The 18,269-nt window shown below is 53.6% G+C and carries 19 protein-coding genes and 1 tRNA gene; 8 read left to right on the top strand and 12 right to left on the bottom strand.

What is annotated here, in order from left to right:
- Nucleotides 1-8: 8 nt before the first annotated feature.
- Both ACTJI9_RS06055 and ACTJI9_RS06050 read right to left on the bottom strand, forming a co-directional pair.
- Nucleotides 9-1,172, bottom strand: a complete 1,164-nt coding sequence (locus tag ACTJI9_RS06055) for an isovaleryl-CoA dehydrogenase (RefSeq protein WP_440806635.1) — start codon at nt 1,170-1,172, stop codon at nt 9-11.
- Nucleotides 1,138-1,794: a TetR/AcrR family transcriptional regulator gene (locus ACTJI9_RS06050; RefSeq protein ID WP_336440958.1), complete on the bottom strand. Its 657-nt coding sequence runs from the start codon at nt 1,792-1,794 to the stop codon at nt 1,138-1,140. Before ACTJI9_RS06050 ends, ACTJI9_RS06055 begins: the two co-directional genes overlap by 35 nt.
- A 135-nt stretch (nt 1,795-1,929) precedes the next feature.
- On the opposite strand from ACTJI9_RS06050, the gene ACTJI9_RS06045 reads away from it, so the two are divergent.
- Complete coding sequence (locus ACTJI9_RS06045; protein ID WP_440806632.1) at nt 1,930-2,412, top strand: hypothetical protein; 483 nt, start codon at nt 1,930-1,932, stop codon at nt 2,410-2,412.
- Nucleotides 2,409-3,005: a hypothetical protein gene (locus ACTJI9_RS06040; protein WP_440806629.1), complete on the top strand. Its 597-nt coding sequence runs from the start codon at nt 2,409-2,411 to the stop codon at nt 3,003-3,005. The genes ACTJI9_RS06045 and ACTJI9_RS06040 overlap by 4 nt, the downstream gene beginning before the upstream one ends.
- A 50-nt stretch (nt 3,006-3,055) precedes the next feature.
- Here ACTJI9_RS06040 and ACTJI9_RS06035 read toward each other — a convergent pair whose 3' ends face one another.
- Nucleotides 3,056-3,421 carry a DUF423 domain-containing protein gene (locus ACTJI9_RS06035; protein WP_115051900.1) on the bottom strand — a complete coding sequence of 122 codons (366 nt, stop codon included), beginning with the start codon at nt 3,419-3,421 and terminating at the stop codon, nt 3,056-3,058.
- Between the two features lie 14 nt (nt 3,422-3,435).
- Nucleotides 3,436-4,536, bottom strand: coding sequence for a pyridoxal phosphate-dependent aminotransferase (locus ACTJI9_RS06030; RefSeq protein ID WP_440806626.1), 1,101 nt, complete (start codon nt 4,534-4,536; stop codon nt 3,436-3,438).
- A gap of 211 nt (nt 4,537-4,747) precedes the next feature.
- Between ACTJI9_RS06030 and ACTJI9_RS06025 the strand changes: the two genes are divergently transcribed.
- Nucleotides 4,748-5,266, top strand: coding sequence for a DUF1236 domain-containing protein (locus ACTJI9_RS06025; RefSeq protein WP_115051898.1), 519 nt, complete (start codon nt 4,748-4,750; stop codon nt 5,264-5,266).
- A gap of 54 nt (nt 5,267-5,320) precedes the next feature.
- On the opposite strand, the gene ACTJI9_RS06020 is transcribed toward ACTJI9_RS06025, so the two are convergent.
- From ACTJI9_RS06020 to ACTJI9_RS06010, 3 genes are all read right to left on the bottom strand, one after another.
- Nucleotides 5,321-5,584, bottom strand: a complete 264-nt coding sequence (locus ACTJI9_RS06020; RefSeq protein ID WP_115051897.1) for a hypothetical protein — start codon at nt 5,582-5,584, stop codon at nt 5,321-5,323.
- A gap of 571 nt (nt 5,585-6,155) precedes the next feature.
- Nucleotides 6,156-9,374: an efflux RND transporter permease subunit gene (locus ACTJI9_RS06015; RefSeq protein WP_115051896.1), complete on the bottom strand. Its 3,219-nt coding sequence runs from the start codon at nt 9,372-9,374 to the stop codon at nt 6,156-6,158.
- Nucleotides 9,375-9,496: 122 nt separating this feature from the next.
- Nucleotides 9,497-10,717 (bottom strand): efflux RND transporter periplasmic adaptor subunit, encoded by a 1,221-nt coding sequence (locus tag ACTJI9_RS06010; protein WP_307283750.1) that lies wholly within the window; start codon nt 10,715-10,717, stop codon nt 9,497-9,499.
- Nucleotides 10,718-10,897: 180 nt separating this feature from the next.
- On the opposite strand from ACTJI9_RS06010, the gene ACTJI9_RS06005 reads away from it, so the two are divergent.
- Nucleotides 10,898-11,485, top strand: a complete 588-nt coding sequence (locus ACTJI9_RS06005; RefSeq protein WP_115051894.1) for a TetR/AcrR family transcriptional regulator — start codon at nt 10,898-10,900, stop codon at nt 11,483-11,485.
- Between the two features lie 137 nt (nt 11,486-11,622).
- Here the strand turns inward: ACTJI9_RS06005 and ACTJI9_RS06000 are convergent, their stop codons facing one another.
- Both ACTJI9_RS06000 and ACTJI9_RS05995 read right to left on the bottom strand, forming a co-directional pair.
- Nucleotides 11,623-11,787, bottom strand: coding sequence for a hypothetical protein (locus ACTJI9_RS06000; protein ID WP_162802421.1), 165 nt, complete (start codon nt 11,785-11,787; stop codon nt 11,623-11,625).
- A 170-nt stretch (nt 11,788-11,957) separates the two neighbouring features.
- A complete protein-coding gene (locus tag ACTJI9_RS05995; RefSeq protein ID WP_440806622.1) occupies nt 11,958-12,482 on the bottom strand; it encodes a hypothetical protein in 525 nt (174 codons plus the stop codon).
- 17 nt (nt 12,483-12,499) lie between these two features.
- On the opposite strand from ACTJI9_RS05995, the gene ACTJI9_RS05990 reads away from it, so the two are divergent.
- Nucleotides 12,500-12,591, top strand: a tRNA-Ser gene (locus ACTJI9_RS05990).
- A 43-nt stretch (nt 12,592-12,634) separates the two neighbouring features.
- Here ACTJI9_RS05990 and ACTJI9_RS05985 read toward each other — a convergent pair.
- Nucleotides 12,635-14,041 (bottom strand): DUF5939 domain-containing protein, encoded by a 1,407-nt coding sequence (locus tag ACTJI9_RS05985; protein WP_115051874.1) that lies wholly within the window; start codon nt 14,039-14,041, stop codon nt 12,635-12,637.
- Between the two features lie 180 nt (nt 14,042-14,221).
- On the opposite strand from ACTJI9_RS05985, the gene ACTJI9_RS05980 reads away from it, so the two are divergent.
- Together ACTJI9_RS05980 and ACTJI9_RS05975 are read left to right on the top strand one after the other, a co-directional pair.
- On the top strand, nt 14,222-14,782 hold the full coding sequence (locus tag ACTJI9_RS05980) for a helix-turn-helix domain-containing protein (protein ID WP_115051873.1): 561 nt from the start codon (nt 14,222-14,224) through the stop codon (nt 14,780-14,782).
- A gap of 11 nt (nt 14,783-14,793) precedes the next feature.
- On the top strand, nt 14,794-15,318 hold the full coding sequence (locus tag ACTJI9_RS05975) for a GNAT family N-acetyltransferase (protein ID WP_440806619.1): 525 nt from the start codon (nt 14,794-14,796) through the stop codon (nt 15,316-15,318).
- A 115-nt stretch (nt 15,319-15,433) separates the two neighbouring features.
- Here the strand turns inward: ACTJI9_RS05975 and ACTJI9_RS05970 are convergent, their stop codons facing one another.
- Nucleotides 15,434-16,303 carry a LysR family transcriptional regulator gene (locus ACTJI9_RS05970; protein WP_440806616.1) on the bottom strand — a complete coding sequence of 290 codons (870 nt, stop codon included), beginning with the start codon at nt 16,301-16,303 and terminating at the stop codon, nt 15,434-15,436.
- A gap of 110 nt (nt 16,304-16,413) precedes the next feature.
- On the opposite strand from ACTJI9_RS05970, the gene ampC reads away from it, so the two are divergent.
- Nucleotides 16,414-17,577 (top strand): class C beta-lactamase, encoded by a 1,164-nt coding sequence (gene ampC / locus ACTJI9_RS05965; protein ID WP_440806613.1) that lies wholly within the window; start codon nt 16,414-16,416, stop codon nt 17,575-17,577.
- Here ampC and ACTJI9_RS05960 read toward each other — a convergent pair.
- Nucleotides 17,544-18,101: an AAA family ATPase gene (locus tag ACTJI9_RS05960; RefSeq protein WP_440806610.1), complete on the bottom strand. Its 558-nt coding sequence runs from the start codon at nt 18,099-18,101 to the stop codon at nt 17,544-17,546. The genes ampC and ACTJI9_RS05960 overlap by 34 nt on opposite strands.
- Nucleotides 18,102-18,269 lie beyond the last annotated feature (168 nt).

The raw sequence follows: 18,269 nt of genomic DNA, 5'->3' as shown, positions 1-18,269 counted from the left end.
GAAATTGATTAAGCACTTTCGGCAAACATTTCCCGCCCGATTAGCATGCGCCTGATTTCGCTGGTGCCTGCGCCGATCTCGTAGAGTTTGGCATCGCGCAGCAGACGTCCGGTCGGGTAATCATTGATATATCCATTGCCGCCAAGAGCCTGGATAGCCTCAAGCGCACACCATGTTGCTTTTTCGGCTGCATAGAGGATGCACCCGGCAGCGTCCTTGCGTGTGGTTTCGCCGCGGTCGCAAGCCGAAGCCACCGCATAAACATAGGCGCGTGATGCGTTCATTGTCGTGTACATGTCGGCAAGCTTACCCTGCATCAATTGGAATTCGCCAATTGGCTGGCCGAATTGCTTGCGTTCATGCACATAGGGAACAACCACATCGAGACAGGCAGCCATAATGCCGATTGGGCCACCAGCCAGAACAACGCGCTCGTAATCAAGGCCGGACATCAGGATTTTCACGCCCTTGCCCTCTTCGCCGAGCACGTTTTCAAACGGCACTTCGCAATCCTCAAACACCAGTTCGCAGGTGTTGGAGCCGCGCATACCAAGCTTGTCGAGCTTTTGTGCCGTCGAAAATCCTTTGAAGCCTTTTTCAATCAGAAAGGCGGTCATGCCGCGCGAGCCGGCAGAAGGATTAGTCTTGGCATAAACAACGAGTGTATTGGCGTCGGGACCATTGGTGATCCACATTTTATTGCCGTTCAGCACATAGCGGTCATTCTTCTTGTCAGCACGCAGCTTCATTGAAACTACATCCGAGCCAGCACCGGGTTCGGACATGGCCAATGCGCCAACATGTTCGCCAGAACAAAGCTTAGGCAGATATTTCTCTTTCTGTTCAGCGGTGCCCCAGCGATTGATTTGATTGACGCAGAGATTGGAGTGAGCGCCATAGGACAGACCGATCGAGGCCGAAACGCGGGAAATTTCTTCCATGGCAATGGCATGGGCCAGATAGCCCAGACCCGAGCCGCCAAAATCCGGATCAGCCGTCATGCCAAGCAGGCCAAGCGTACCCATCTCCTGCCAAAGATGCATCGGAAACTGGTTGCTCTTGTCGGTTTCCTCAGCCAAAGGCGCAACCTTGGCTTGCGCAAACCGGTAAACCGTTTCGCGCAATGCCTCGATCTCTTCAGAAACTCCGAATTTTAGGCCCGACTCGTACATCACGTCCTCCCTTTGCGATTGTTTCGATCTTCTTGGCACCAACAAGGCGCAATCCCAATTCGACATAATTTTCGGCAACTTCGCTGGCCGTCAGCCGGTCATCGGCACGAAACCAGACATTGACACCCGTGGTCATGGCAATGATCGCCCGTGTAGTCAGCGCTATATCGGCAATGTCAAACGCGCCTGCCTCAATCCCTTCATCCAGAATATCACGCAGACTGCCTTCATAGGTGGAGCGGAGCTTGACAATTATTGCAAGATTATCGGCGGAAAGGCTGCGCAGTTCCATATTGGCGATGTGAACATCGTCGCGGCGCTCCACGTGGTACTGGATATGGAAGCGGATAAAGGCGGCAAAACGCTCGCGCACTCCTTGCGCCTTTCCGTTTTCCTGCTGCCATGCGCCCAGCAGCCGCTCCATATGATCCCGCATCACTGAAAAGAGCAATTCCTGCTTGTTGGGATAATAACGGTAGAAGGCGGCAGGTTGAACGCCCACTTCTTCCGCCAGCTGGCGCATTGACATGGCCTCATAACCAATGCGCGCTATCAGGCGTTTGGCTGCGGCATCAATAGCGCTGCGGGTTTTCTCTCCATCTGATCCGGTCGTGCGTGCCATGGTGAATTAATAAAACGAACGTTCAATTAATTCAAGGGTCATATTAGACCTTCGTCCAATTGGAGAAGGCGCATTGATGCATATAGGATTGGACTCATTGCGAACGAAACCTCATTTCCAGAGAGTTGATTTTTAATGATAAATGCGCGCCTTTCTCGTGGTGTCCTAGCCATTTCGGCCACGGCACTTGCCTCCCTTGTTCTCGCTTCGTCTGCAAGTGCGATCACAATGAAAGAATGCAGCGTCAAGTATAAGGCGGCGCAAAGCGCTGGCGAGGCGGAGGGCGTATCGTGGAGCGAATTCCGCAAGGCCCAGTGCTTGAAATCTTCGAATGAAGATGCCGCCGCAACGACGGACAAAAATTCAAAGAAGGTTGCGGAAGAAAAGCCAGCAAAAGCTGAAAAGAAAGCCGAAGCAGTGTCTGGCGAGATAAATTTCCCGCCCACCATATCCGCCAAATTTGCCAGTGAAAAGCCGGCAAAGGCGCGAATGCATACATGCCTGGAGCAATACCGTGCAAACAAAGCCGCCAATACGCTCGGCGGAACAAGCTGGATTGAAAAGGGTGGTGGCTACTACAAGCAGTGCAATGACAGATTGAAAAGCGCCAAGCCATGACTCAATCTGCTGCACGTTTAGGTCGCTTGAAGTCCAGCGATGGTGGTGGCACATTCCATGGCATGGAAACACGTGTCGCATTTCTGGAAAAATCATTTGAGAAGACGGATCGCAAGCTCGACACCGTCATCCGGGATGTTTCAGATTTGAGGAGCGATGTTATCGTTTTAAAGAGCGATGTGGCTGGACTGAAAAGCGATGTTTCCGGCCTGAAAAGCGATGTTTCCAGCCTTAAAATCGATGTTTCCAGCCTTAAAAGTGATGTAACCGGTCTGAAAAGTGATGTAACTGGTCTGAAAAACGATTTTTCAGGGCTCAAAGATGATGTTGGTGGTCTGAAAGGCGATTTTACCAGTTTCAGAATTGACATGGCATATCTCAAAGCCAAAGTTGATGCGCTGCCCTCGGCAATAGCCTTTGGTGAGCTTTCAGCAAAAGTCGATAGTCTGCCATCTGCCCAGGAGTGGGGAGAATTACGCGGGCGTGTTGAAAGCCTCCCTACCACTGGTAAACTTGCCAGTATGCTTGCTATAGCAGTTGGCTCGATCGCGATTATCAACAACTGGCCAGCCATTATTGCTGCGATTTTTTGACGTAGATCGTAACGTATTCGCGGATAGGGCTGGCGTTGCGTGTTTGAGCGTTAGCGCGGTGACTTGAAATCCAGCGCCTTGAAGACTGTTGCGGCCACCACGATCCAGCCAAGGATAAGCAGCGAGCCTCCAAGCGGGGCGGCAAAGGCAAACAGCCTGTCTCCGTTCAAATCCCGGGAAACCAGATCGCCGATGAAGAAAAGCAGCCCCAAAATCAGGATTAGTCCACCTAAATAAGAAGCGCGGCTGAGCTTTCCGAGCAAAGAGAGCGACAGAAATGCCGGTGCATGGATCAAAAGGATCGGCGCAATAGTTGCCATATGGCCGCTGGTGCTGTGAGCCGCCGCTGCATAGGCTGCAATGCCCGCCGCGCCGAACAGGCCGCCCAAACCCACAAACCCCCGATTTATTTCCACGCTCTTCTCCCTGTCTAGCTTGCGGCCTGCAATGCCAGTGGCAATTGCTGCTCGAATATATCGAGTTCAGCATCAAGACCGACGCTGACCCTGATGCAACGGTCAAGCCCCGGTGCCATTGGTTTGCGCACGAAGACATCCCGTTCGATCAGTCCGTTCAATACGGAAAGTGCGTAAGCCCCATCTTTTCCGCAATCAATGGTAACGAAATTGGTGGCTGACGGGATGGCCTGCAATCCGTTCGCTTCGGCTATTGCGCTTATCCGGTCTCTTGCTGCTATGATCTTGCCTACGACCTGTCGCAGATAATCCTGATCTTTGAGCGCTGCAAGCGCTGCAATCTGAGTCAGCTTGTTCATGCCGAAATGATTGCGGATTTTGTCAAAAGCAGTGATTTGCTGTTGCGCGCCGATAGCATAGCCACAGCGCATGCCAGCAAGACCATATGCCTTGGAAAAGGTGCGCATCCGCAAAACATTGCTCCGCGATATATCAATTGCGGGTTTGGAACTGGCAGGAGCAGTCTCGCCATAGGCTTCGTCGAGGATAAGCATTGTCGTTGGCGGGAGTGCATCTATGAAACGTTCAACGTCTTCTGCGTCCCACCAGGTCCCCATGGGATTGTCGGGATTGGAAAAATAGACGAGCGGCGCATTCTCGCGCTTTACTGCATCGAGAAGCGCGCTCAAATCTTCTCTATCGTCGCGATAGGGAACAGTTATCAAGCGCCCGCCAAATCCAGCCACATGGAAATTGAACGTAGGATAGGCACCCAGCGACGTTACCACGGGGGTATCCTCGCTGACATATTGACGAACAGCCAGCCCGAGCAAAGTATCAACGCCTTCGCCCACGACAATATTGGAGGGGGCAACATGCAGATGACTTGCCAATGCCTGCTTCAGGTCGAAGTTTTCCGGATCAGCATATTTCCAGGACTCGGCGGCATGTTTCTGTATGGCAGCGATGACGGATGGGGCAGGGCCAAAGCCATTTTCATTCGCCCCGAGACGAGCGCGAAACAGGCCGTTGCGTTTGCGCTCAAGCGCTTCCGGCCCAACAAATGGCACTGTTGAGGGCAGTGAATCTATGAGGGGAACGAGCTTCGGGTTCATAAGCAAAGCGATAGCAGTTTTCCTGAGCTAAACCAGCAAAACTTAACCTGAAATCCCAGGAAATCCGCTAATTTTTTCGTTGTGCCGACATCTGTTTGGCATGCTTATGTTTCAGCCTGTCGCACGACGTGTGCCGCAAATTTGGAACCAAATCTGTCTCTTCAAGGTTTTGCAGCCAGTGGGACAATGAAGATAACAGAGAGGCCACGAAATGAAAAAGATTCTTGTACTGACCGCAGCGGCGTTGTTTGCCACTTCCGGTCTCACATTTGCGCAGGACACAGTGGTTGTTGAAGTTCCACAAAGTGCACGGGACTATGTGATTGCCAACCCGTCCGATCCTGTCGTGATCGATGATGAACTGTCACAAGGCTATGTTGTGCCGGAAGATGTTGTAGTCAGGGAAATTCCTGAAAGTCCGGGCTATGGCTATATTTATGTGGAAGGTCGCCCCGTCATCGTGTCGATGAACGACCGCCGTGTCGTATATTTGTCTGATGCAGGCGGCCCAAGCGCTGGTAGCGCATTTCCGGACGAGGTAATCACCTATGTCGAAAAACATCCAAGTGATCCGGTTGTCATCGAAGGTGAGCTGACAACAGGTGTGGTTGTCCCTGCTGACGTTCCGCTCGTTGAAGTGCCGGATCAGCCTCGTTACTCTTATATCTATGTGGATGACCGTCCGGCATTGGTCGAAAGAGAAACGCGCCGGGTTGTCTGGGTGCGTTAAGGCTCGATTTTAGTGGGAGAGAGAAGCGTCGCCGGTTAATTCCGGCGGCGCTTTTTATCGCCACCTACGATGATATCTATTGCCATAGAAGATGATAGGCGGATTATTGAAACGCATCTCGTCAAACTGAGCGCGTGATGCAGCGCGACGATCCAGTTCCAGATTGAGCAGGCAGGAGGCAAAGCCATCTCCGCCGCGCTTGAATCCATACGATGAACAGGTTTGGCTATCGATTGCACGGCGCTCCTCAGGTGTCATCGTGGTACAACCGGTTATCACAAATGCGGCGAGCAGTGCCGATCCAATCAACAATCTCATAATATCCTCCACTGCAAATGGCAGTCATTCTTGCAGTAGATTTATATCATTGTGCTAGGGAAACGAATAGCAATCAGAGGTCGTGCCAGACTGGAACAGCAATCGCGGTAAGGGCTCTACACAAATAGCAGGCCAATAATCATCAAAATGACAATCGCCCCTGCCATTACTGGCAGAAGCGAAAAACTCGATGCAGTGGTTTGAGGTTTCAATACCAATTTGGCAAAGCTAGAAGAACGGTGGCAGCTACTTGAGTAACCACCAGAAATGTAACCAGAGGAATAAAACCGTCACTGATTTTGCGGTTGTCATTAGCAGCGCTTGTCATGTGCATCTCCCGATTTGATGGCCTCAAAATACTGAAGTCATGATCGTTAGGGCCGAACATCGGCATGGTCACAAGACTGTAACATCCTGAAATCTTTTGTCACCCCTAAAAGCGCACAAAAACGAATTCCAGCAGCTGTCTCGTGGCCTCGATAAAAACTTCGGTTGAATAAAGACCGTCATTTCAAAGGCTTAGAGGAAGTGGCGCAGGCAAATAAATTTATCTGCGCCACCGTATATTTTGTTACTCAGCCGGGGTTGCTGCAGGCGCAATTGCGCCCGAATCATGGCTGGAGTCGCCTTCGAAGGTGCTGGCGTGATGGCTCTTGAGCGGGCGATTACCCGTCATCGCACGAACCAGCACATAGAATACCGGCGTGAGGAAAAGGCCGAACAGCGTCACACCGATCATCCCGGCAAACACGGCCACGCCCATCGCGCTGCGCATTTCCGCGCCCGCTCCTGTGGAAGTGACCAGAGGGACGACACCCATGATGAATGCCAGCGAGGTCATCAGGATGGGGCGCAAACGCAATCTGCTTGCCTCGATCACCGCCTTGAACGGTGTCGATCCGGCAAATTCCAGTTCGCGTGCAAATTCCACGATCAGGATGGCGTTCTTGGCCGATAGCCCCACAAGCACGATCAACCCGATCTGTGTGAAGACATTATTGTCCCCACCCGTCAGCCAGACACCGCTAAGAGCGGCAAGCAGTCCAAGCGGCACGATCATGATGATCGAAAGCGGCAGGGAGAGGCTTTCATACTGGGCAGCAAGAACCAGGAAGACCAGGAGGATCGATAGCGGGAAGATCAGATAGGCAGAATTACCCGCAATAATTTCCTGATAGGTCAGTTCTGTCCATTCAAAGCCAATACCTGCGGGCAATGTTTCTGCTGCGATCTTCTCCACGGCGGCGCGAGCCTGACCGGAAGAGAATCCCGGCGCAGCATTGCCGTTTACATCGGCAGCAAGGAAGCCATTATAGCGCTGGGCGCGGTCTGGTCCGGCTGTTGACGTTACCTTAATCAGCGCCGAAAGCGGGATCATTTCTCCTGAGCCGGAGCGAACTTTCAGATCGCCAATATCCTCTGCTTTGGCCCGGAAATTCGACTCCGCCTGCATGCGGACGGAGTAGGTGCGTCCGAACTTGTTGAAGTCATTGACGTAAACCGAACCCAGATAGATTTGCAGCGTATTGAAAATCTCCGGCAGGGATACGTTGAGCTGGCGCGCCTTGGCGCGGTCAACATCGGCGTAAAGCTGTGGCACGTTGATCTGAAAACTGGTGAACAGCCCGGTCAATTCAGGAGCAGTTGCAGCCTTGGCAAGGAATCCCTTGGTTGCACCGTCCAGCGCCTCATAGCCGAGACCATTGCGATCTTCGATCTGCAGCTTGAAGCCGCCGATAGAACCAAGACCCTGAACCGGGGGAGGCGGGAACACCGCACTGAACGATTCCTGAATTCCTGCCAGCTTCTGGTTGAGCTGCATGGCGATGGCGCCAGCACTCAGCTCAGGTGTTTTCCGCTCCTCAAATGGTTTTAGCGAGACGAAAACCACGCCGGCATTGGAGCTATTTGTAAACCCGGCGATGGATAGGCCCGGAAAGGCAATCGTGCTTTCCACACCCGGGATTGACAGAGCCATGTCGCCGATACGGCGGACAACAGATTCTGTCCGGTCAAGCGTTGCGCCATCTGGCAGCTGCGTGAAGCCAACCAGATATTGCTTGTCCTGTGGCGGCACGAAACCGCCAGGTACAGTGCGGAACATCAGCGCTGTTGCACCAATGAGCACGATATAAATGCCCATCATAACAGTCTTGCGCGAAATCACGCCGCGTACGCCCTTGCTGTAGCCGTTTGCACCACGCGTAAACACGGAGTTGAAGCCACGGAACAGCCAACCCAGCGTTTTGTCCATGAACCGCGTCAAAGCATCTTTCGGCTGGTCATGTCCTTTGAGCAGCAAGGCGGCAAGGGCAGGAGAGAGCGTAAGCGAGTTGAACGCGGAAATGACGGTTGAAATGGCAATTGTCAGCGCGAATTGGCGGTAAAACTGCCCTGTCAAACCGGTGATAAAAGCCAGCGGAACGAACACGGCAACCAGCACGAGTGCAATCGCGATGATCGGTCCGGAAACTTCGCGCATGGCCTGTATGGTTGCGGCACGCGGCGCGAGGCCATTTTCAATGTTTCGCTCGACATTTTCCACCACCACGATGGCGTCATCGACGACGATACCAATAGCCAGAACCAGACCAAACAGGCTCAGTGCGTTGATGGAAAAACCAAACAGATGCATGACAGCGAACGTACCGACAATCGATACAGGCACCGCAATAAGCGGGATGATCGAAGCGCGCCATGTCTGCAAAAACAGAATGACCACGAGAACGACCAGCAGAACGGCTTCAAGCAGCGTATGGACAACGGCCTCGATGGAGGCGCGAACGAACTGCGTCGTATCGTAAACGATCTTGTAGTCCACGCCTTCCGGCATGGTCAGCTTGGCCTCTTCCATCGCAGCACGAACCTGATCGGCGATCTGGATCGCATTGGAGCCCGGAGCCTGGAATACAGGGACGGCCACTGCCGATTTGTTATCAAGCAGGGAACGCAAGGAATATTGCGCTGAACCCAGTTCAATACGCGCAATATCCCGCAAATGCGTAATCGCGCCGTTCGGCGCGGTTTTGACGATGATCTGGCCAAATTCTTCTTCAGTGGCCAAACGTCCCTGTGCATTCACTGAGAGTTGCAGATTGACGTCGTTCTCATTTGGAGAAGCACCGATCGTACCCGCTGCCGCTTGCACGTTCTGAGCTCTGATCTCGCTCAGAACATCAGTCGCGGAAAGACCGAGCTCCGCGGTCTTTTGCGGATCGAGCCAGATGCGCATGGAATAGTCGCCTGATCCGAACAGCTGCACATCGCCAACACCGTCAATACGGGCTAGGCGATCCTTGATGTTGATCAATGCGTAATTGCGCAGATAGGTGATGTCGTAGCGATCGTTCGGCGAAATCAGATTGACCACCAGCATCAGGTCCGGCGAGCTTTTTACCGTGGTGATGCCAAGCGCCCGCACTTCTTCCGGCAGACGAGGCTCTGCCTGTGAAACGCGATTTTGGACCAATTGCTGTGCCTTGTCCGGATCGGTGCCAAGAGCGAAGGTCACTGTCAGCGTCAACTGGCCGTCAGATGTTGCCTGGCTGCCCATATAGAGCATGCCTTCAACGCCATTGATGGATTCTTCCATTGGCGTTGCAACTGTTTCTGCGATGACCTTCGGATTTGCGCCCGGATATTGCGCGCGCACCACGATCGATGGCGGAACCACGTCCGGATATTCGGAAACCGGCATCGTCGTCAGCGCGATAAGGCCGCCAAGGAAGATGATGAAGGACAGGACCCCCGCAAATACCGGGCGATCAATAAAGAAATTGGAGATGTTCATAGCGATTCCGCCTGCCGATGAGCGCGTAAGGCCAAAAACCGTTTTCGGTTTCTGGCCGGTGCTACACGCATTTCAAATACTGCCATGCCGTGCCTCAATTTAAGCACACGGCGCAGCAGATCTTATTGTTTGACGTTGGCCTGCTCGGCCTGCGCCTGCAACTGGTTGGATGCATTGGCGCCCATGGCCACCATTTCAGGTGCAACAAGAGAACCTGGCCGTATGCGCTGCAGTCCATTGACGACCACCTTGTCTTCCGCCTGCAGGCCGGATGTCACGATCCGAAGGCCGTCAGCCTTGCCGCCCAAAGAAATCTCGCGATATTCAACGACATTTTGCGGGTTGACCACCATCACGAACTTCTTGTTCTGATCTGTGCCGACAGCTTTCTCATCCACCAGCAATTCCTGGCGTTCATTTGCCTGACCCATGCGAACCTTGGCGAACTGACCGGGCATGAGGCGACCATTGGCATTGTCGAAAACGGCGCGCACTTTGACCGTGCCACTGTTTGTTTCGACACTGTTATTGATGAGCTGGAGCTTGCCTTGAACATCGGCTTTGCCCTGCACATCCATCTGAACAGGAATGCGGTCGACGAAATCGCGGTTGTTCAACCCTTCAGGAAGATCGGCAAGGGCATTGGCCACAACGTTTTCATCGGCTTCGAAGCTTGCATAGATGGGACTGATCGAGACCAGAGACGTCAGCAATGGCGCAGCCGGTCCGGCGGCAATCAGATTGCCTTGCGTAATCTCGATGCGTCCAACACGGCCGCTGATCGGCGCGCGGATATCCGTATATTCGAGATTGAGCGTTGCTGTCTTGAGCACTGCCCGCGCAGCTTCAAGGTCGGCGAGCGCGCCAGCTTCGACATTCCGGCGCTGATCGTAATCACTCTGGGAAACAGTGCGGGAATCGATCAGGCGTTTGCCGCGTTCCAGCTCGTTCTTGGCAAAGGCCAGTCTCGATTCAGCCGCGCTTACCTGCGCTTTTGCCCGTGCAACTTCTGCCTCATAGGGAGCCGGGTCAATCTTGACGAGCAGATCGCCTTGTTGGACTACCGAGCCTTCCTTAAAGTGAATGGATTGAACAGCACCAGCAACGCGCGAACGCACATCGACCTGATCAACCGCTTCGAGACGGCCTGAAAATTCGTTCCACTGGCTGACAAGCTTGGGCTGTACTATCGCAACGGAAACGGGGGTCGCCTGCGCAGGGGCCGCCTGCTCGCCTTCCGCATGGCTTTTGCTAAAGTCGAATATCTGGGTGCCGCCGGCCACGCCAAGCGCCAGAACGAGGCCGCCAATGGCGAGATTTCTTTTGAGTGTGCTGATTGACATCGTGGTCATCCTGCTTGAATTTTTCACCATTGGGAGGATGGTGAACGGGAATCCGGTTGACCGAATTCTTCATTGACGTTCCATACCGATCGGTATAGAACAGCGATATAAGGCTGCGGTACAGTAGCTGTCAATGGAATTTTATACCGAACGGTATAATTCTTTTAGGGAGTATTGTCCATGGGACGCCCGAGGGAATTTGATGCGGACGATGCTCTGCAGACGGCCTTGGAACTGTTCTGGCGCAAAGGTTATGAAGGTACGTCGATCACCGATCTGACTGACGGCATGGGTATAACCAAACCCAGCCTTTATGGGACCTTTGGCAATAAGGAAGAACTTTTCCGTATGGCGCTTGAGCGCTATGAGCAGAATTACATGGCCTTCTTCTGGAAAGCGCTGGAGCAACCTGATGCCCGCTCGGTAGCGCGCGATGTCTTGTTTGGCTTCGCCAATGCGCAGACCTGTGATTGCAATCCGAGTGGTTGCCTTGGAATAAATGCTGCCATGGGATGCAGCGAGGCCGCCGAGGCGGTTCAAAAAACAATCATTGAACGGCGGCAGATTGGCCAGAAGGCGTTGACGAGGCGGTTCGAGCGCGCCAAGCGCGAGGGCGACCTGCCATCCGATAGCAATCCGGAAGATCTGGCCCGCTATATCCTCACCGTGTCGCAGGGAACTGCGGTACAGGCTGCCAGTGGCATAGGGCGTGAGGAAATCCATCGCCTTGTCGATATTGCCATGCGGTCCTGGCCGGGGTCTAATTGAGCCGCTGCATCGATATTGCTCCACGCACTGTTGCTCTGCAATAAGCCCTGTATTTCCGGTTCCTCAAACCCGCCCAATAAAAAGCCCCGCTGACGGATATCCGCGCGAGGCTTTTAAACTTTGATGAGATTCAGATTTTACTGATGCTGCTCTTTCAATGGGACCTTACGCCGAGGAGCCAAATTTTCCATCGGCTGCTTCTCTTCAACGGAAGGCTTCTTTTCGGCGATAGCCTGACGCAGCATTTGCCACTCTCTTTCGTGACGGAGGTAGATGTCCTGCGGAACGGTAGGTGTCGTCATTCTGCACTCTCCAATTGAGGTCTGTAGCCCCTATAATGTTGGAGATAGGACGCTGGTTCCTGATTCTCAATTCAAGATTTGCGACTTTCATTTACACTCCGCATAGTTGCGAAAATCGCCTGTGCCGCGCAGTAAAATTACAAAAAACATCCGATTTTTTGGCCGAAAAATCACGGCTGTTTTTTCAACCGATTTAGAGATTCATAGCCAATCCGGACCTTTTCAGCGAGAGTGAGCAACTTGTCCTTGCATGTTTTCGAATCAAGATCGCCAGGCTGCTTTGGTGATGCGATGACATCTTTAAGCCAGCCGCGCACGGTTTGATCAGCCTCTTCAGACGACTTGCCAATGGCTTTGAGTACAGTTTCGCTGCTTTCAATGGCTGAATAATGGGGTTCACGTCCAAGCGATGCCTGGCACTGGTAGGATGTTATGACCAGTGCCTTTGCGTCGGCGGTGACCTGACCTTTGCTTGCGCCAGTTGTGGTGCAGGCGCAGATGCCCGTCAGAAGCAGCACCATCACGATCTTGCCTGAAAATCTCATACCATCCCCCATCCAGAAGTGCAGGCTATTCATCTGATCGGGCGATGTCGAGGGACGAGACAAATTTGCTCTGTTCAAAACCCGTTGCAGCGCAGGATTTCGATTTTTGAGGAGCATTTGAACAAAACCCTTGCCAACAATGGGTTTCATCTTTAGTCAGCGTCCTCGGAGAGGTGGCCGAGTGGTCGAAGGCGCTCCCCTGCTAAGGGAGTAGACCCGTTAAACGGTCTCGAGGGTTCGAATCCCTTCCTCTCCGCCATTAAACGGCTCAAATTGATTTGATGCCGAAGAGCGGATGAAGCTCACGACAGGGCAAAAATTCTGACCTCTCTGCCGATACCCTGAAGCTCCGCCATTCTGGAGGCCGATGTGATTCCGCTCTCACGGAGGATCTCTAAAACCTGGGCATCCCCGACAATCGCTTCCGTCGTCATGATCACATTGGGATCGGCAAGGCCCTGGACACGGGAGGCGATGTTGACGGTCTGGCCGAAATAGTCCTGCCGGTCGTTCAGGTTGACTGCGAGGCATGGTCCCTCATGGATGCCGATCTTCAGGAGTAGATCGTCGCTGCCGTGTTCGGTGTTTAACCGAAGCATCGCCTCTCGCATCCTGAGCGCAGCCGCCACCGCGCGGTCCGGGCTTGGAAAGGTCGCCATCACGGCATCTCCTATGGTTTTGACGACCGCCCCGGTCTCCGTGGCGACGATCTCGTGAAGAACCCGGAAATGCCCCCGCACGAGATCGAAGGCGGCCAGATCTCCAACGCGTTCGTAGAGGGCCGTCGAACCCCTCAGGTCGGTGAAAAGAAACGTCAAGCTGGTGATCTTGAGACGCTGGTCGACATCAAGGGTATCGATCCGGTATATGTCGCGGAAACTCTGGTTTGTCAGCAGACGCTTGGCTGTCAGAAAAGGTCGCCTGCGGCCCAGAAGATCGTGCAGCTCATCGCCTGCGATGCAGACATTCGGTACCACTCGGCGATCGGTATGGTTCTCGAGTGTGAGCCGTAGCAAGCCAGGACGGAGGGTTATCGTTTCGTTCAGCGCATGCGCCCGACTGATGACCATCGACAGGGTTTGACGTTCGTCGGTCGGCTCGCCTTTCACGTCGATGAACTGCGCTGAGTGCGTGACCGCATCGAAGATGATCACGAATTGCGCCGGCAGTTGCAGCGAGACGAAAGCCTTTTCGCCCGGAGCAAGCTCGATCATCTCCAGCTGAATGCGTGCGAACCGCGCTTCGAGGTCCTCCGGTAGGTCAACCCCGGAGCTAAAGAATATCTGGCGGTAATATTCGAGTGGAGGCAGCCGATCAGGATCGTGGGCGGCAATCCTGCGTACTCTCGGGCTGACCGTGAACGTGACCTCGACCATCTCGTCGAGGGTGGGTTCGTATCCGGCCGCACAGAGCGCACAATGGTAAGTCTCGTGGACGACCCCTTTGAGGGATGCGCCGCTGTCAAGGACGCCGCCGCATCCCGGGCAAAGCACGTTCCAGGTCATCTCGAACGCGCCTATGCGGGCTGCATGGAGAAGCGCTGCAATGGTTTTCTCTTGATCAAGATGGTGCGTATCGGCGAAGGCGAGTGCATTGATGCGATTGAGATCGCGATCCGAGCCGTGTCTGACAACGTTCTCGATGCATTTGACCGTCTGCGGGTCAGCCGCTTGTCGCAGGGTCGCAAAAAGTACGTCCACTTCGCTCATTAGACAAGTCTCCGTCTGCAGAACCCACGGCGGACGACGCCAGGACCAGGATCATAACACGGGAATGTTCCAATAGAAATCTATGGGCATGGATATTACTCGCCCGAGCGACTTTGTCCTTCCAGACGAGACAACACTTTTGCATTTGCGTTTGTCCATAAATGAGATTAAATCTCAAATATGGGAATTATCATACGCGACCAAAATCACGCTCTTGCTGAGCACCTGCGCAGTTTGCGGATGAAACGCGGCCTGACATTGCAGGATCTGGCGTTGAGCAGCGGTGTCAGCCGGGCCACTCTATCGAGGATCGAGAAGGGCGAGGTCAGTCCGACGGCGGAGACGCTTGGCCGCTTGGCTTCCGCCTTCGCGCTGCCACTATCACAACTCTTGACGCCGCTCGAGCCGGATTACGTTCCGCTACTGCGCCGTGCTGATCAAAGTATTTGGCTGGACCGCGAAAACGGGTTCTCCCGCCGCACCCTCTCGCCTCCAAGCGGGCGGCTGAAGCTGGAAATGATCGAGTGCGAAATCGCGCCCAATCAGCACATTGTCTATGACAGCCCGGCTTTTCCGGGCCATGAACATCATCTTGTCGTCTTGGCTGGTTCGCTCACGCTGATCGTCGATGACGTTCGGTATGAACTGAGCAAGGGCGATTGTCTTCGCTATCAATTGCGCGGCGGATCGTCTTTCGCGACCGGCGATCAACCCGCCCATTATATTATCGCTATGGCTTAAGGAGCCTCGGAATGGAAGTCCAGATTATCGAACTTGATGCTCGCGCGATCGAGGAAAGGTTAGAAGACCTCTCACAAATTCTCGCCCTGACCGTGGCGCAAGGCGCAGCGGTCAGCTTCATGGCTCCGCTGTCCGTGGAGGATGCGAGCCTGTTCTGGTCCAAAAATGTCCAACCCGAAGTCGTCGCCGGACGAAGAATCCTCTTTGGTGCAGAACGTGCGGGAAATCTTCTCGGCACCGTGCAACTTCTCACCGCCATGCCTGATAATCAGCCCCATCGATGTGAGATTGCCAAGATGATCGTCCACCCGCAAGCTCGCCGGCTTGGTATTGGCCGAACTCTTATGAACCATGCCTTGAGCAGGGCTCGTGAGCTTGGAAAAACGCTTGTCACGCTGGACACACGAACCGGCGATGTTGCTGAACCCCTTTATGCCTCCACTGGTTTTAAGGTTGCAGGTATAATCCCGGACTTTGCGTGGAATCCGGACGGAAAGGCGAAGCACGCGACCACCTACATGTTTCGCCACATCTAATACTTGGCGACCAAGGCGGGCGGTGGTTTGCCCCTGCTTTTGGCCGTTTCAGCAGGTTATGGTTCAAGCAGCCCGCACTAGCGCAGTTCCGTCCATTCAGTGCCTGACGCTGCCCTCAAACCTGCGCCGTAATCCACCCTGAAAATGCTTCCATGGCCGGGGTAGGGAGGCGCGATTGCAGCCGCGTCACCCAATAGCTTCCGAGTGAAATCGAAGTCTGGAAAGGTTGCTTGATTGCGCCGGATGAAAGTTGCCGCGAAAACATTAACGGGGGAGCCAACGCAATGCCGATCCCTTGGAGCGCGGCCTCCATCATGGCGAGCGAGGAATCAAATACGATCCCTTTGCTGAGTTGCGGCGAGGCAGCCACCCCAGCCGCCTCAAACCATCGGCTCCATTCATCCTTGCGGTAGCTTCGCAGCAGGGGCTGATTGACGATATCTCCCGGCTCCTGCAATTTCTCCGCCAGCTCCGGAATGCAAAGCGGCGATAGCGGCGCCTCAAAAAGGCGAATTGCCTCTGTTCCATGCCAGGAGCCGTCGCCAAATCTAATGGCAAAATCCAGCCCTTCTGCGGCGGTGTCGACGCGATTATTATTGGTTGATATCCGCACATCGACAAAGGGAAATTGCCGCTGGAAATCCGGCAATCGAGGCAGCAGCCACCCCACGGCAAATGTTCCGACAGCGCCAAGAAAAAGCAGCTCGCGCACATGGCCGCCCTCTATGCGTTCAAGCGTATTGGCCAACTGGTCAAAGGACCCCGTTACAACGGGCAGGAGCGCTTCTCCCTCGGCAGTGATTTTTAGTCCACGCGGAAGGCGTTGAAAAAGCTGTACGCCAAGCCGCGTTTCAAGGCTTTTCACCTGCTGGCTGACAGCAGCCTGCGTCACGTAAAGTTCGATTGCTGCTCGTGTGAAGCTCAGATGCCTTGCAGAGGCTTCAAAGGCCCGAAGACCATTCAGGGGAAGAAAGGGACGAACCATATCTGACCTAGTTTTTCTTATGTCAGATACCAGATATCATCGTTTGTTTTCAGATTACAGTGCCAATAGAGATTTGCCTGGTAGCGACCACGGCACAAGGAATTTGCATTATGAAACGGAAAATTGCCACAGCTTTGGCGGGCTCTCTCTTGATCACGGGCGTTTCGGCCACGCTTAGCCATGCGGCCGATGATGCGAACAGGATTAAATCTCTCGTAGACGCCGCAATCCGTCCCGTTATGGATAGGAATGCTATACCAGGCATGGCTGTCGGCGTCATTGCTGACGGAAAGTCCTATATATTTGAATATGGCGTTGCTTCAAAAGATACAGGAAAAGCGGTCACGCCTTCGACGATTTTCGAGATCGGATCAATCAGCAAAACATTCGTCGTGACCCTCGCAACCTATGCGCAAGCCAATGGCCAGATTTCGCTGTCCGACCCCACCAGCAACTATCTTCCTGCGTTTAGAGGCACCGAATTTGGCAAGATTCCGCTGCTCCATCTGGGTACGCATACGCCAGGGGGCTTTCCCTTGCAGGTGCCGGATAATGTCAAGAATGACGATCAGATGATGACTTATCTGAAGAACTGGAAGCCTACCTATAAGCTTGGCACAACCCGGACCTATGCGAATCCAAGCATCGGGATGCTCGGCGTAATCAGTGCCAAAGCGATGAACAAGGATTTCACCTCTCTCATGGAAGGCACTTTATTCCCGGGGCTCGGTCTCGCCAGCACCTATATTGACGTGCCGAAAAGCAAAATGAAAGATTACGCGCAAGGCTATACGAACAAAGACAAGCCTGCCCGTGTAAACAAGGCTGTTCTGTCCTCGGAAGCCTATGGGGTGAAGACGACTGCGCCAGACATGGTCCGTTTCATGCAAGCAAATATGAACATGGTCAAGCTGGAGAGCAAGCTGCAGCAGGCGATTGCGGATACGCATAAGGGCTATTTCAAGGTTGGAGCAATGACCCAGGATTTATTATGGGAACAATATAGCTATCCTGTTTCGTTAAGTGCTTTGCGACTGGGTAATTCGCGAGAAATTTCTTCAAAGCCGGTGCCTGTTGAACAGATCAACCCACCCACAGAACCGCGTTCTGATGTGTGGATCAACAAAACTGGTTCAACCAATGGTTTTGGTGCCTATGTCGCATTCGTGCCCGAAAAGAAGATCGGCATTGTCATTCTGGCGAACAAATATTACCCGAACGAAGAGCGTATCAATGCTGCTTATGAAGTTTTGACCAAGCTGGACTCCAAATAATATCTACTATCGAGAAGCGCTGCTTTGATAGCTTCCAGCGTCTGGGCGCGGTTCAGCCCAGCCATATCGATAGCGTGGTTTTCGAGATCACCCAGCGATGAAAATTGCTGATGCAAAGCGCTGATCGGCCCGGGGTCGGTCAGCGTATTGCCGCCCCGCAGCCGGCATCGCTCGATCGCCTCATCCAGAAGAGGCCGCAAAACAATATAGTGGAGCGGTGCAGTGACCTTGCGAAATGGTTGCAGGAACCAGGGGCCGATGATGCCGTCTACAACGACGAAGAAGCCACCTTCGGCATAACCCTCAGCCACGCCCGCCAGGACCTTGATGACAGTCTCGTTTTGCGCATGTGCCTTTGGCAGGTAGGGCTGTATCAAGCCGCTTTTTATATAGTGCCAGAAGTCATCTGAATGCAGATGAACGGCCGGAATGCCGGATGCGGTAACAAGCAGCTCTGCGGCAGTGCTTTTCCCGGAACCCGGAGGCCCGGTTAGAATCAGAATGTGACCAGCCAGATTTTTCATGCGTTCCTCAAAACAGGTTTCATTCATGCCCGGAAGCCGCCGGTTGGGCTCATGGCATGAAAAAAACATACTCACAGTTGCATGTTGCGCGAACTACACCATGACTTGACTATTTCGGTCATATAAACAATTTTCTCGCCAAACGCAGCATGGCACTAAAACCAAACA

It is taken from the genome of Phyllobacterium sp. 22552, assembly GCF_052044585.1.
Classification (GTDB): domain Bacteria; phylum Pseudomonadota; class Alphaproteobacteria; order Rhizobiales; family Rhizobiaceae; genus Phyllobacterium; species Phyllobacterium ifriqiyense.
Note: the sequence above shows the minus strand (reverse complement) of the source record. Positions and strands in the feature narration are given on the sequence as shown.